Source organism: Psychrobacter sp. 1U1, from assembly GCF_051847535.1.
In the GTDB taxonomy this organism is placed as follows: Bacteria; Pseudomonadota; Gammaproteobacteria; order Pseudomonadales; family Moraxellaceae; genus Psychrobacter; species Psychrobacter saeujeotis.
The window spans coordinates 27,869-41,598 of the sequence record NZ_JBPYDD010000001.1 but is presented as its reverse complement, the minus strand read 5'-3'; the positions used below and the strand labels follow the sequence as shown (position 1 = coordinate 41,598).

The following is a 13,730-nucleotide window of genomic DNA, read 5'->3' as shown; positions in this document are numbered from 1 at the left end:
GAAAAATTAAACTTCTAAATCGAAAGTATATTTATAAGTAGCTTAGGGTAGATTCATTTGCTTAAATAAGTACCTACATTTTATTGTTTCCAATTTATATGTTGGTGCGCGGAGTGCACCCTACGAAAACTTTTTACCTCCTACTTTCATTAATTAGTTTCCTGCCTAATTAATTTTATGTTCACTACTTATCTTTGCCATAAATTCTAAATATAGATCTTTAGCTTGTTTTAATTGCTCGGGAGTTAGTGATCTAGGGAGTAGTTCAATGAGATCATCTTCTACATTTTCGAACATCTCATTTGCTGGATCATTGACAAGGTCTTTGCGTATATCTCTAGTGATATAGGCATAAGCCAACGCTTTGATGTAATTTAACTCTGAACCAAATTCTTCTGGATTGAGATAAATACCAGAAAGAGCAGTTGATGACTCCCAGTTTTTCTCTACCAGCAAGTCCTCTTTATAAAGCTCAATACTTTCGTCTATCTTAGACTTGTCTCTTAGATGATGAGTACATAAGAACGCTAAAGTATATCTAGAGTACTTAACGTCGCGTTGAATAGCGATTTTGTTATAGTATTCAGCTTGGTCATAGTCAATACGGTTATATTCTGGCTTACGATAGATGAGCATGAGTAATCTAGCGGCATCAGGTGAGCCTGCGTCAGAGGCTTGTTTTAAAAAGTTGATATTTTCGTCTATAGTTAGGCGATTGTCATTATCGAATAATTCTGGATTAAATATCTGAAACTTTGCAATAAAAAAACCTGTTTGTTTAAGACCTAAATCGAATGCCTTTTTATAATAGTTATAAGCTTGTTTGATATCCTCTGTTAATATTTCATGGTACGAGGCGTAGTAATAACAGGATTTGGCTATATTTTTCTTATCACATTCGAGCTGAAAGTGTTTGGGGTCATCAGCTTCTTCTAAAAACCTTATAAAATTAATAGCTTCTTTCTCTGGATTTGCGGTATCAAAATGAACGATAGATGTAGGCTCAGTAGCGTCTATAGTCTCTGTAATGATAATAGTATCAGAAGCTGCACAACCTATAGTCATGCTTGATAATAAGATTATAATAGCTGTTTTTATTCCAATACTTTTATTCATTGTTTACAGCCCTAAAACATAGGTCACCATTGCTACTTTTAATATTTCCTTCGAGAAAAGGCCTGTTTACTGGATTGTCCATCCTACCGCTTAACATATTAACTGTTAATAATAAGAGACTAAAAATTAAAAACCAGAATAAAAGGTTTAGTAGTTTGACTTAGATACTCGTTTTCGCCTTTTGGTTTAAGTAGTCACATTAAAAAGCTCTTGTCACTCAGGTGCATAAGGGTAATCAAACTCTTTTTGAAAACTTATAAAGTGTTCTTCCTTATCATCCAGACCTCCGATTGAAACTACTAATAACTGCCTATTTAACTTAGAGTAAATGGTTTGTTCTAAATCAATGTCATTAGAGTTCAAACATACCTTTTGACCATTTTTCAAAGAAAAATAATCTTTATTTACAGGTTTAATTTGTATTTTGACATGACTGCTTACTTCTGTATTAGGATCTAATATAACAAGCTCTTCCATTTTAATATAATTAAAACTTATAGGATTTTCCATAACAGTGGCAGAGCTAAACACTGGCATAAAACATAAGTCACCTTGGCTATTTTTCGATATATAGTCAGTTCAAAATAAAAATGTTATGCCTTGGACAAATATCATAAAACAATTTGGATAAGTCATTTTGCATCCAACCTTGGCGTAGAAACTTCACTTGAGCCCATTTCTTTTCGATAGGGTTTAGGTATGGGCTGTACGGCGGCAACCAAAGAATACGATGCCCGTGCCTGTTTAGTAGCTTTTGAATGCGTTTGCTCTTATGAAATCTGGCGTTATCCATCACAATCACGCATTTAGTTTTAAGACTTGGGATTAGCTTGTGTTTGCACCAGTGATAGAAGACGATGCTGTTGATGTTTGTCTCAAAGTAATCAAGCGCAAACAGCATCTTTTCATACAGAGCACCAATAACGTTGGTTCGCTTTTTACCTTGCCAGTTGTAGCTATCGATACAAGGCTTACCGATCGGCGCATAGCCATGAGAGCGGATGGTCTCGTGCTCAAAGCCGCTTTCATCCATATAGACAATGGGATAGCCTTGCTGCGTAAAGCTATCAAGCTTTCCCTGATACGCCGCTCTTTTTATTGGGCAAGCTTTTGGATGCTCTAAGGTCTTTTTTTTGACTGATGCCTAGGCGCTTTAGGGCATGATAAATGCCTGTTTTACTACAATTTAAACGATGTGCTCGCTCATACTGGTAATCATCAGGACGTTCTTTGACATCATTAAGTAGCACGTCATCTGGTATTTTATAGGGTTTGGTTTGCCTGATTGTTTTGCTATGAACACGTCTCTTCCAGTTTTGTATGGTGGTTGGGCTGAGATTATAGAACTCAGCCGCCCCGGCAATGGTCATACCCTCGTCTAAGCTTTTTAGTACTTGTTTGCGAAAATCTAGTGAGTAAGTCATGGTCTTTATGATAACAATTGGGTTTAATAATTAGTTTATAACACTTTTAAATGGGTTTGGCTATATCAATACTTCCTTCAATAGGAGGTCTATGTGTAGGATGATTACAACCAGACATAATAATTGTCAATAGTAAGAAACTGAAACTTAAAAACTGGAATACGAAAGGTATAGTAGTTTGAATTAGATACACGTTTTCGCTTTTTGATTTAAGTAGTCGCATTTAAAACTTTTATCACTCAGGTGTATAGGGATAATCAAACTCTTTATAGAAAATTATTGAGTGTTCCTTTTTGTCATCTAGACCAGCAATTGAGACTGACAATGCTTGCTTGTCTAGCGGTGTATAAACAGTCTTTTCTAACTGAGGATTATTAGAATTTAGACATATTTTTTGTCCATTTTTCAAAATAAAATACTTGTTACTTGTAGGCTCAATGTTTATTTTGATTCGGTCTCCTCCTTTTGAATTAGGATCGGAGATAGTAAGATACTCCATATTTATATTTTCTATGTCTACAAACTCTTCCATAAAAGTGGCAGAGCTAAATATGGGTATAAAACATAAGTCACCTTTGCTGTCTTTTGATATTTCAATATCCCCAGTAATGGAAGGACTATGCGCAGGGTTATTTAAAATGCAGCCAGAAATACTAAGCGATATCAACAAAATGCTTAAGCTTAAAAAGTAAGATAAAAGATTGTTTGCAACTTTAGTCATGTTTTTTATTACCTTCTTGAAAAATATATTGCAAAAATTTTCTAGCTGAAATAAATTATAATTATTTTTTGGTGGTGTATCAAAAAGTATGCTGATTAAAATTTAAACAATTTTCAATGCTTTGAAAGTCTTGTAAAATCAGAGAATGAAGCATGGATTCTTTATTGACTTTCATTGCTAGCATACTTTTTGTAACACCACCTATTTTTTAATTACTGTATCTACTACTATTGAATAGTGAGTTAAATATGCTTCACTACGATTAATAGCTCTTTGATTAACTTTATCAATAAGCCCATTTTTAAGTGCCCAATAATCCGCAACAATGGAAGCTTGTTGTTCTATCCCATAATCAAGTAAATCTTTTCTTACATCAAGCTCATAGCCATAAGCACCTTTAAACCCATCTATTTCTATAGAAAATTTGTTCCCGATATGATGTATTGCTCGACTTGGGAATTCAAAAAACAGTTGCTCGCCAATAGCACGTAAGGCAACAGTTTGACCATTCTGATACTGCCATACATGGGTCATTTCATGTATAAAGAAATGCTTGCTGGCGTCTGAAGCTAGAGAAAAGTCTTTTTTGTGTACTTTTGGCGCAAAATATATATTGCCATTAGGGGCAATAGCCATAGTGTCACCTTGATCAGTGATAAACTTTTTGTCATAAATACGAACAGTATTATAATTTATCGCGTTACCAAACATACTTCTAAGAAGCGTTATCTCGCCAGAGGTTAACTTTCTCCCAACATTAACTTCAATACATTTGTTACCGTTATTATCAGCCCTAGTTAAATGATAACTGCCGCAGCTAATCTCTCGTCTTGTCATATTATTCATCCTCATCTAGCAATAAATAAATATTTACTTCCGCTGAGTAATTTGCCTCAATTATTTCAGTAAATCCCTCAGCATCAGTTTTGCCCTCAACGGATTTACCGTTATAATCTAAACGGTAATTGATATAGGCTAACGGAAGTTGGCTATGTTGATCCAGCAATTGAAATCTATCATCATACATATCTTCATCTATATCGTTAAACATACTGCTCGGATCAGACTTTGGAAACTGTAAAGGCTCAGGCTGCTCAACCCCCTGCACCTTAAAGTCCGACTCACAGAACGACTGCTGAATAGCAATCAATTTCGCACCGCAGCTCGTCACATCACCACCGCGTGCAATAGGCGCACCATCGACGATAAAAGTAGGATCGCCAGTAAGAATAGTAGTAAGCTTTTTACATTTTTTGCAGATGACTTTATCGCCTTTACGTGAGACTTGCACGCCATTGTGCGTGGTATGCGGTGAACCCGTAATAACTGTACCGCCGTGAGTAGTTGTAGCGCCAACGGTGATATAGGCTGCCATAATATTATCCTAAAGTATTATTCTAAAAACTTAGTTTGCAAAGAAGCATACTGCTTACTAAGCAGATTTCCGTTTAGTTAAGCAGAATAACAAACAAATATCAATTAAAAGCCAAAAACCAACCAAAAAAAGAGCCACCAGAATTATCCAGCGGCTCTTCTCTATGTAGTAGCTGGGCTAAAGCCACAGCCTACGAACTAAGTTTAATCTAAACCAAACTATTTACCGCATCAACCACAGCGTCAGTTGTAATACCAAACTCTTTATATAGATCGCTAGCTGGTGCTGACTCACCATAAGTGGTCATGCCAATGACTTTGCCATCTAGGCCGACGAACTTATACCAGTAGTCGACATGGGCCGCTTCGACAGCGACGCGAGCACGGATATTGGCAGGTAATACAGCGTCACGGTAGCTAGCATCTTGCTCCATAAAGATTTCTGCACACGGCATAGAGACCACACGGACGCCAACGCCATTTGCGCTCAACGTTGCATACGCTTCCATAGCTAAGCCAACTTCTGAACCGGTCGCGATAATGATTGCTTTTAACTCGCCCTGTTCTTTCGCTAGTACGTAACCACCTTTAGTGATATCGGCAACTTGCTCAGCATCACGTGCTTGATGCGGCAGGCTCTGACGGCTAAAGATGAGCGCTGACGGATTATTTTCTGACTTAATCGCTTCTACCCAAGCCGTAGCAGATTCAGTCGCATCACACGGACGCCATGTACGTAGGTTTGGCGTAGTACGTAGGCTAGTCAATTGCTCAACTGGCTGATGCGTTGGGCCATCTTCACCCAGACCGATAGAGTCATGCGTGTAGACGTGGATGATACGTTGCTTCATCAATGCGCCCATACGGACGGCATTACGTGCGTATTCCATGAACATGAGGAAGGTTGCAACGTAAGGGATAAAGCCGCCATGTAGCGCGATACCATTGGCAATCGCGGTCATACCGAACTCGCGCACGCCATAGTAGATATAGTTGCCATCAGCATCGGTTTCGATGCCTTTCGCGCCTTTAAATAGTGTGAGGTTTGAGCCTGCTAGATCCGCTGAACCGCCCAACAATTCTGGTAATAATGGCTGCAAGGTATTAATCGCGTTTTGACTGGCTTTACGGCTGGCAACATCACCGCCCTGCTCTTGAGTTTGTTGGATATAATCCTGCGCTTGCTTATCAAAATCCGCTGGCAATTCACCATTTAAACGGCGCAATAGCTCACTTGCCAGTTCTGGATAGGCCTTTTTATACGCTTCAAAGTCCGCATCCCAGTTCTTTTGTTGGACATCGCCTTTGGCTTTGGCATCCCATGCTTCATAGATTTCATCATCTAATTCAAACGGTGCATGCTTCCAAGATAACGCATCACGAGTCAAGGCAATTTCATCATCACCAAGTGGCGCACCATGGCTAGCGGCTAGACCTTGTTTGTTCGGGCTACCAGCACCGATAGTCGTTTTACAAATGATTAAACTTGGACGAGTTTTCTCTGCAATCGCTCGTTCAGTTGCTTGCGTGATCGCATCAGTATCATGGCCATCAACTTTGATGACTTGCCAGCCGTACGACTCAAAACGGGCCTCAGTATCATCAGTGAACCAGCCTTCGACATCACCATCGATAGAGATACCGTTGTCATCATAGAAAAATACCAATTTGCCAAGCCCTAACGTACCCGCTAATGAGCAAACTTCATGACTGATACCTTCCATCAAGCAGCCATCACCTAAGAACGCATAGGTATGGTGGTCGACGATGTTATGACCGTCACGATTAAACTGTGCCGCTAAGGTCTTTTCAGCGATAGCAAAACCAACCGCATTGGCAATACCTTGACCGAGTGGACCAGTCGTGGTTTCTACACCTGGTGTATAGCCAAGCTCAGGATGGCCGGGGGTTTTTGAATGTAGCTGACGAAAGCCTTTTAAGTCGTCAACGCTAACATCATAACCTGATAAATGTAGTAACGAGTAAATAAGCATCGAGCCATGGCCGTTCGATAACACAAAGCGATCGCGGTTGTGCCATTGCGGGTCAGCAGGATTGTGCTTTAAAAATTTGCGCCACAGAACTTCAGCAATATCAGCCATACCCATCGGCGCGCCTGGGTGTCCAGAGTTGGCTTTTTGAACCGCATCAAATGAGAGTACACGGATGGCATTGGCTAATTTACGTTCGTTAATTGGGGTGGGCATAGAGTGTCCTAATATTCGAATGAGAAGTATGGAGGATAAGAGGAAAATCGATTGAACAATGAAATAAAAGCGCGATAAACGCTCTTGCTAATAAGGTATTTAATTAAGGTGCAATATTAACATATTTGCCATGAGCCAAGCCAAAGACGGCATCATAAAAACGTTCGTATTTAACTTATGGCTTATATTGGTTTTGTCAAACAACCTTTAACAATCGGCTAAAAGTAATAAATGACAAGTTATCATGCTAACTTGCCATTACTACAGTAAAACATTTATTAAGCTGATATAGTCTCAGCACCGCCCATAAACGGACGCAATACTTCTGGAATAGTGATACTACCATCCGCATTTTGATGATTTTCCATCACCGCAAGTAAGGTACGGCCGACTGCCAAACCTGAGCCATTTAACGTATGCGCAAGACTGGTCTGCTTGCCGTCTTTGACCCGCGTGCCCATACGGCGTGCTTGGAAATCACCGCAGTTAGAGCAACTTGAGATTTCACGATAGGTCTCTTGACTTGGTAACCATACTTCGATGTCATAAGTCTTTTGCGCGGCAAAGCCCATATCGCCAGTACACAATTTGACCGTGCGATATGGTAAGTTAAGCTGCTGCAAAACATACTCAGCTTGTCCCGTCATCGCCTCTAATAGCTCATCAGATTGCTCAGCTGAGGCAATATTGACCATCTCAACTTTCTCAAACTGATGTTGACGGATAAGACCACGAGTATCGCGGCCGTGTGAGCCGGCTTCACTACGAAAACAAGGCGTATGCGCGGTGAACTTAAGCGGTAGCTCTTTGATATCTAAACGCTCGCCGCGTACCAAGTTGGTCATCGGTACTTCCGCCGTTGGAATGAGATAAAAATCCATCTCATCATTATTGGTATGATTGGTCAATTTAAACAAATCATCTTCAAACTTTGGCAACTGACCGGTGCCAGTCAGGCTCTCAGAGTTGACAATATAAGGCACATACGTTTCTGTATAGCCGTACTTAATGGTATGCGTATTGAGCATAAATTGAATCAAGGCACGGTGAAGCTGTGCCAACTGACCTTTTAATACATTAAAGCGGCTACCAGTAAGCTTCGCTGCGGCTTCAAAATCAAGCATACTGAGCGTCTCACCAATGTGAGTATGGTCTTGAATCTCAAAATCAAACTCGCGTGGCGTGCCCCACTTGCGTACTTCGACGTTATCATCTTCTGACGTCCCCACTGGCACATCTGCTGCTGGGGTATTTGGGATTTGCAGGGCAGCTTGATTGATACGTTCTTGTAGAGTGCGCAGCTCGTCTTCTGCTGCCTTAATCTCACCACTGACACTTTGCATCTCAGCCAATAGCTCGCTGGCATCTTCGCCTGATTTCTTTAGCGCGCCTACTTGCTTAGCACCCGCGTTACGGCGCGATTGCAACTCTTCGGTTTTGACTTGTAGCGATTTACGCTCATTTTCGATGGTTTGCCAGAACTCCATATCAAGCTCGTAGCCACGAGTGGCCAGCTGCTGTTGTAAATCGCTCAAATCGCCGCGTAAGAGTTTCGGATCAATCATAATAGTTGCCTATAACGCTGAGTGTGAATAAAAGGTTTAAATAATATTATTAATATAATAATCGAACAGCTGAGAGTGAGAATCAAATTTGATGACAGCTGATTTAGTTATGAGAATAAATAGTAGTCGCTATAATACCAAGACCTAGCAGTTTTGACCATGTTTCGACCCTGTTTAAACTGAGTTTCGACCATTTTTTTAGCGAGATGATTAATTATAATTTACAGTACATTACCTGCAACACATTATTTGCATTATTCCAATTGCAGCACGCTGGAATGCAGTGGTTTTATACTACCCTTTTGACACGTAGAGCTTACTATTTAATTAACTGAGCTATAAATACGTGCATTAATATCATTAATATGGCATCTATCAGTGAACAGATATCCTTATATGTTCCATTTAAGAGTACTTTTCGGTAAGATAAGCGCATACCTTTATTCCACTTTCAGCCAAATATGCGTAGCTGCTTCGTTTTGGCAATTTAAACCCAACACTTTTAATATAAGTATTTGAGAAACCTTTATGGCCCTGTACCCCTACACGCTACAACCTGTCCCCCTAAACCTGACTGAAGCTGAATTTCATCAAGCACAGTATGAGCTATTTGCCAGTGCCAGCCCCTCTTTCGGTCTAAAAAGCATCAAAATGAAAGAATGGATTATTATGGCAGTGGTCGTAATACTAGCGGTTGCAGGGCTAATATTCGTGACAGGCTATTCCACTATTATATTTTGGGTCATGCTGGTCTCGGTCGTCATTTACCTATTGGTTCGTACTTTAGGCTTTAAATGGTATGTCAAAAAACAGTTTGATAAACAAGTCGCTGAACAAGAGATGCCAGATGAGATGCGTCAAATGAAGCTTGGTGTGCAAAAACACGGCTTAGTCATGGCAATGCCGAGCAATCAGCCAGACTTGATGAATAGCAATAAGATGCGCGGTATGCAGATGCGAGCTGGCGCTACCCAACAAGCTGTCATCCCATGGACTGCAATAAAAAGCTGGGATGAGACTGATGACTATATCTTTATGATGTTTGAAATGAAAGGGCAACAAGGCAGTCAAATTGTACCCAAACGTTTACAAGCACAGAAATTCCCTATCGATACTGTCCGCCAGCACTTACAAGAAGTCGTGCCGATACGCGGCTTAAACCCTGAAAGCTTACAACCACCTTCACAGTAAGGTTTTATAGAATAAATCATATAGTTATATTTATTAAAATTAACTAATGCATCATAGTTTGCTATTATTATAAGCATCAAAGGAAGAGATAGAGTATATATTGATGGATATAGATGAACGACGAAGTATTTTATCTATAACCAAATTTAGTAGAACACCTGCTCTTCTTTATTTATTATCGTATAACCACACTCACACTATAAGGACGATACTATGAGTAATTCTAATAACGCTACTAATCAGATCGGTCTAGAAAAAGCAGACATGAGCGCAGTCATTGCACAGTTAAACAATCTACTATCAACGTATCATGTATTTTATTTAAACGTACGCGGTTATCATTGGAACGTAAAAGGCGAGCACTTTTTTACATTGCATCCTCAATTTGAAGAATTATATACGTCGCTACAATTACAGATTGACGAGATTGCTGAGCGTATCTTGACCTTGGGTGGTACGCCACTCCATGCTTATAGCGATTTTACGCAGCATACTAGCATCAGTGAAGATAAAAACGTTAAAGATGGCACAAGCTGCGTTAAAGGCGTGGTTTCAGGGTTGCAAGCATTAATCGCAGAACAACGCAAAGTGTCTTCACTAGCGGCAGAAGGTGAGGATCAAGGTACTGCTGATTTGATAGATGCATACGTACAAGAGCAAGAAAAACTGATATGGATGTACAATGCATTCTTAGGTTAATAGTCTGATTAAAACATATAGAAATCAAGACACAAAAAAGCACCTATCATTAGGTGCTTTTTTATTACTTATTTTTATAATAGTGAAGCTTTTTAATACTAAGACTTTATTTTTGGATCCATTGACGCATTTTTTCGCGCTCAGCAGGGGTTGCATTAAGCCAGATCTGCATAAAGCTATCAAGCGTATTTGTAGTCTGTGCTGTAGTTGTAGAGCTTATCGCGCCAGTGTTTACTCTAGGCTGTGTGGTCACAATTTGTGATGTGCTTGGCTGTTCTATTGCAGCAATGGCACGCTGATTTTGTAGTTCAGCATCATTGCCACCACCGAATACGCCGCCTAGAGCCTTACCGATGCCTGAGAGTAAACCACCGTTATTCCCACCAAGACTTTGTTGACTAGCAATCACTGTGTCATTGCTTAGTATCGCCAGTGTTGGACGCTCAGCATATTCTTTGGCGGCTTTATAGTCTTCTGGTTGATTGGGCATAGCCAAACGGTATGTTTGGTTGTCAGCCAACCCTGCTGTTACGCTGATGTTGCCTGAACGCAAATAATCATGCTCATCATGAGATAATTTATATAAACGGTCGTATTTAGCAGTAATAGCATGTTGACCCGGCTGCAAAGTAAACGTCTTCGTTAAAGGCTGAAATGCACTTTGTTTGACTTCCTGTCCGTTGATAGCCGTTACTTTGATATGATCATCAACGTTTAAAGTAACCTCTGCATGTGAGAGCATAGATACCGCACCTACGCTTACGAATAGCATACTGGTGGTCATTTTTTTGAGCAAAGAAGCAGAGATTTTCATAAGACATCCTATCCACGATAAAAAATTTAGTGAGAAAATTAACAGTTACAGCATCAAGCTATCTATCTTTAATGAGCTTACCTTAGTGAGCTTTGATATCTAAAAATCTAAGGGTATTGTATGATTATCATTATTTGCCGCTTCACTATCGTCATGGACTTCTTGAGCAATGTCTGCAAGCTCAGCGGCAAGCGTTTGCTCATCAATAGTACGCAAAGCATCGCTTATGACTGCTTTTGATATATTGCTACGTCCAAGATTAGAGAACATCGGCTGAATATAATTGAGTACTTCCATCATTGCACCGATACGATGAGGACCATCGGTAAGCAGATGATCAATAATACGCCCATCGAACTGCCAACCTCGCCTGCGTAATATAGATTGTAATAATGCTTGACGATCAGCTAGCTCATGACCATTAGGTACTTTAAAAGTAGGCGCTTGTGCTAAACGTGTCAGTAAGTCAGTCAGCTGAAACGGCAGCTCACTGGCTGGTCGATTGGCAGCAAATAGCAACTGCCGCTGCCCTTCTCGGCTACGGTTTATTAAATGAAATAAGGCTTCTTGCCATTGACTACTATGTTCTAATACTTCCAAATCATCAATAGCAATAAGATCAAAATTTTCTAGAGATGACAGTACATGGACATCTGTATGGATCAATTCATTGAGCGATAGACAAATTGCAGTCTTGTCCATCTCAATAAATGACTCACAAATAGCCGATAATAAATGAGATTTGCCAGTAGCGGGGCTACCAAATAAGTACAGCTGACCTATCAGGCCGACATGTAGTTGCCGCACTGCATCAATAATCGACATCCAACCTGGACCTGAAAAGTCACTGAGGCTTGCATCGTGTTTAATGTCCAGATTAAGACTTAGCTGTGCTTCTGCCATGAATCATCAACTCGTTTTGCATCGTACAAAAAAAAGAAAAAACCACCTGATTAATGACTTTCTTTTAACTGACTTGAATACTGTGTAACATGAATTTCCTGCTATTGACTGTGACTTTTCTAACCGACATTTTGTTAATGAATGTCTTTTTTTAAGAACAATGAATAAGCAATTACTCTAGTCAATACTGCGCCTATATATAACATATTTATAAAATGACTGACAACTCTTTTACTCCCTAACCTACATTAACCATTTGTATGCAGACTGCTGTCCGACTACTGCCATCAATGTAGGCTATGAGCTCCGGTACTATATGACTTACTTTTTTTCGAATAAATTTAACTGTTTACGTCCTTTATAAAGATCCGTAGAACGGTAATAATCATATAAATGATGAAACAATACGTTTAGTACAGCGGATACAGGTAAGGCAATCAACATACCAACGAACCCTAATATACTTGCGCCTGCCAATACTGCAAATATCACCCAAAGTGGTGACAAGCCAATCTTATCACCCAGCAACAACGGCTGTAGAATATAACCTTCTGCTGCCTGACCTACCAAAAACGCACCCACTATTAAAGACAGATAAGTCCAATTTAAACCAAATTGGAAGAGACAAGCGATAACGGCAGCAATAAAACCAAGACCAAAGCCTAGATAAGGAACAAAGCTTGCGATACCTGCTCCCATACCGATGATTATACCAAGCTCAAGCCCAATAAGTTGTAATTGTACAGCATAAATGATTCCCAATAATACCATGACCAACAGCTGACCTTTGATAAAAGCCATCAATGCACGATCACACTCTTGAGCAACCTCAATCACTGTTTTGCAATAAGCAGTGGGGATGGCAACTTTCCAGCTAAGTAAACGTTTGTCCCAATTAAACAAAAAGTAAAAAGTCAAAATGGGCACTAGCACAATAAGTCCAGCGCTATTAATAAAACTCATACTTGAGGCGATTATTTGAGTCATCCAAGTACTGGCGTCTGAAAATCTATAATGTGTTTGCATATAGTCCATTAATGTCTCAGACAGCCCTTTCGCCTCTAACTCTGGTAGACGAAAACGAGTATTAGCACTAAACCATTCGCGCACAACCTCATCATACCAATTCAAAATCTTAGGTAGATACTCCCAAGCTGCCTGCAATTGGTGCCACAACGTTGGCACAATCCACCAAAGTAGCAGTATCATACTCAACGTCAATATGGCATATACAACGATTATCGCTATCCAACGTCTGACATATTTGGATAAACGTCTAACCAACGGATTTAGTAAGTATGCCAATATAAAAGCAATTAAAAACGGTATAATAACTGGCAACATTAAATACAACAGAAATAAGGTTATAACAATAGCAACGACAATAAATAAGCGCCGAAAAAATGGATCTATTGGTTGGTTTATCATTAAGGACAATCCTACAATTAATCTGATTTAAAAATAATAACGTTACCAAGTTTGGTTATGTCATTTATAGAATAATTTACTATAGCAGCCATCATTAGTACGTTAATTTTATAATGACTTAGGCGTCTTATTATCGCAAAGTACAGTAAAAAAGCAGTCATTTTTTGTGTCTTAGCTTTTTATTTGTGACTTATAGCGAATCTTGGCTAAATATTGGTAAGTTGCTTTGCGAGTGTGGCCCATTTTTGGGTATAATGCGCGCACTACATTCAGATTCCCTAATACTGA

The 13,730-nt window shown here is 39.6% G+C and carries 14 protein-coding genes; 2 read left to right on the top strand and 12 right to left on the bottom strand.

Annotation, left to right across the window (positions count from 1 at the left end; translation table 11 throughout):
- Positions 1–165: 165 nt before the first annotated feature.
- The 9 genes from ACS8FB_RS00185 to serS form a co-directional block, all read right to left on the bottom strand.
- Positions 166–1,116: an SEL1-like repeat protein gene (locus tag ACS8FB_RS00185; RefSeq protein WP_439260446.1), complete on the bottom strand. Its 951-nt coding sequence runs from the start codon at positions 1,114–1,116 to the stop codon at positions 166–168.
- Positions 1,117–1,329: 213 nt separating this feature from the next.
- Positions 1,330–1,653, bottom strand: coding sequence for a hypothetical protein (locus tag ACS8FB_RS00180; protein ID WP_439260444.1), 324 nt, complete (start codon positions 1,651–1,653; stop codon positions 1,330–1,332).
- A gap of 37 nt (positions 1,654–1,690) precedes the next feature.
- Positions 1,691–2,215 (bottom strand): IS630 family transposase, encoded by a 525-nt coding sequence (locus ACS8FB_RS00175; RefSeq protein ID WP_439260820.1) that lies wholly within the window; start codon positions 2,213–2,215, stop codon positions 1,691–1,693.
- Positions 2,184–2,540 (bottom strand): IS630 transposase-related protein, encoded by a 357-nt coding sequence (locus ACS8FB_RS00170; RefSeq protein ID WP_439260443.1) that lies wholly within the window; start codon positions 2,538–2,540, stop codon positions 2,184–2,186. The genes ACS8FB_RS00175 and ACS8FB_RS00170 overlap by 32 nt, the downstream gene beginning before the upstream one ends.
- Positions 2,541–2,775: 235 nt before the next feature.
- Positions 2,776–3,261 (bottom strand): hypothetical protein, encoded by a 486-nt coding sequence (locus ACS8FB_RS00165; protein WP_439260442.1) that lies wholly within the window; start codon positions 3,259–3,261, stop codon positions 2,776–2,778.
- A 201-nt stretch (positions 3,262–3,462) separates the two neighbouring features.
- Entirely contained in the window at positions 3,463–4,098 is a 636-nt protein-coding gene (locus ACS8FB_RS00160; RefSeq protein ID WP_439260441.1) for a hypothetical protein, read from the bottom strand.
- A 1-nt stretch (position 4,099) separates the two neighbouring features.
- On the bottom strand, positions 4,100–4,636 hold the full coding sequence (locus ACS8FB_RS00155; RefSeq protein WP_439260440.1) for a PAAR domain-containing protein: 537 nt from the start codon (positions 4,634–4,636) through the stop codon (positions 4,100–4,102).
- 208 nt (positions 4,637–4,844) lie between these two features.
- Positions 4,845–6,842, bottom strand: coding sequence for a transketolase (gene tkt / locus ACS8FB_RS00150; RefSeq protein WP_439260439.1), 1,998 nt, complete (start codon positions 6,840–6,842; stop codon positions 4,845–4,847).
- Positions 6,843–7,120: 278 nt separating this feature from the next.
- The gene (serS, locus tag ACS8FB_RS00145; RefSeq protein WP_439260438.1) at positions 7,121–8,407 is read right to left on the bottom strand and encodes a serine--tRNA ligase; all 1,287 of its coding nucleotides are present in this window, start codon (positions 8,405–8,407) and stop codon (positions 7,121–7,123) included.
- Positions 8,408–8,935: 528 nt separating this feature from the next.
- On the opposite strand from serS, the gene ACS8FB_RS00140 reads away from it, so the two are divergent.
- A complete protein-coding gene (locus tag ACS8FB_RS00140; RefSeq protein ID WP_439260437.1) occupies positions 8,936–9,598 on the top strand; it encodes a YcxB family protein in 663 nt (220 codons plus the stop codon).
- Between the two features lie 213 nt (positions 9,599–9,811).
- Positions 9,812–10,297: a Dps family protein gene (locus tag ACS8FB_RS00135; RefSeq protein WP_439260436.1), complete on the top strand. Its 486-nt coding sequence runs from the start codon at positions 9,812–9,814 to the stop codon at positions 10,295–10,297.
- Positions 10,298–10,403: 106 nt separating this feature from the next.
- Here ACS8FB_RS00135 and ACS8FB_RS00130 read toward each other — a convergent pair whose 3' ends face one another.
- The 3 genes from ACS8FB_RS00130 to ACS8FB_RS00120 all read right to left on the bottom strand — a co-directional run bounded on the left by ACS8FB_RS00130 (position 10,404) and on the right by ACS8FB_RS00120 (position 13,442).
- Positions 10,404–11,111: a DUF2057 family protein gene (locus tag ACS8FB_RS00130; RefSeq protein WP_439260435.1), complete on the bottom strand. Its 708-nt coding sequence runs from the start codon at positions 11,109–11,111 to the stop codon at positions 10,404–10,406.
- Positions 11,112–11,210: 99 nt separating this feature from the next.
- The gene (gene hda, locus ACS8FB_RS00125; protein WP_299217015.1) at positions 11,211–12,014 is read right to left on the bottom strand and encodes a DnaA regulatory inactivator Hda; all 804 of its coding nucleotides are present in this window, start codon (positions 12,012–12,014) and stop codon (positions 11,211–11,213) included.
- A 321-nt stretch (positions 12,015–12,335) separates the two neighbouring features.
- Positions 12,336–13,442: an AI-2E family transporter gene (locus ACS8FB_RS00120; protein ID WP_439260434.1), complete on the bottom strand. Its 1,107-nt coding sequence runs from the start codon at positions 13,440–13,442 to the stop codon at positions 12,336–12,338.
- Positions 13,443–13,730 lie beyond the last annotated feature (288 nt).

Bases quoted from the DNA above. Each gene is read 5' to 3' on its own strand.
- ACS8FB_RS00180 (WP_439260444.1), bottom strand. From the start codon at position 1,653: ATGCCAGTGTTTAGCTCTGCCACTGTTATGGAAAATCCTATAAGTTTT.
- ACS8FB_RS00120 (WP_439260434.1), bottom strand. From the start codon at position 13,442: ATGATAAACCAACCAATAGATCCATTTTTTCGGCGCTTATTTATTGTC.
- ACS8FB_RS00160 (WP_439260441.1), bottom strand. From the start codon at position 4,098: ATGACAAGACGAGAGATTAGCTGCGGCAGTTATCATTTAACTAGGGCT.
- hda (WP_299217015.1), bottom strand. From the start codon at position 12,014: ATGGCAGAAGCACAGCTAAGTCTTAATCTGGACATTAAACACGATGCA.
- ACS8FB_RS00130 (WP_439260435.1), bottom strand. From the start codon at position 11,111: ATGAAAATCTCTGCTTCTTTGCTCAAAAAAATGACCACCAGTATGCTA.
- ACS8FB_RS00155 (WP_439260440.1), bottom strand. From the start codon at position 4,636: ATGGCAGCCTATATCACCGTTGGCGCTACAACTACTCACGGCGGTACA.
- ACS8FB_RS00140 (WP_439260437.1), top strand. From the start codon at position 8,936: ATGGCCCTGTACCCCTACACGCTACAACCTGTCCCCCTAAACCTGACT.
- ACS8FB_RS00165 (WP_439260442.1), bottom strand. From the start codon at position 3,261: ATGACTAAAGTTGCAAACAATCTTTTATCTTACTTTTTAAGCTTAAGC.
- ACS8FB_RS00170 (WP_439260443.1), bottom strand. From the start codon at position 2,540: ATGACTTACTCACTAGATTTTCGCAAACAAGTACTAAAAAGCTTAGAC.
- serS (WP_439260438.1), bottom strand. From the start codon at position 8,407: ATGATTGATCCGAAACTCTTACGCGGCGATTTGAGCGATTTACAACAG.
- tkt (WP_439260439.1), bottom strand. From the start codon at position 6,842: ATGCCCACCCCAATTAACGAACGTAAATTAGCCAATGCCATCCGTGTA.
- ACS8FB_RS00185 (WP_439260446.1), bottom strand. From the start codon at position 1,116: ATGAATAAAAGTATTGGAATAAAAACAGCTATTATAATCTTATTATCA.
- ACS8FB_RS00135 (WP_439260436.1), top strand. From the start codon at position 9,812: ATGAGTAATTCTAATAACGCTACTAATCAGATCGGTCTAGAAAAAGCA.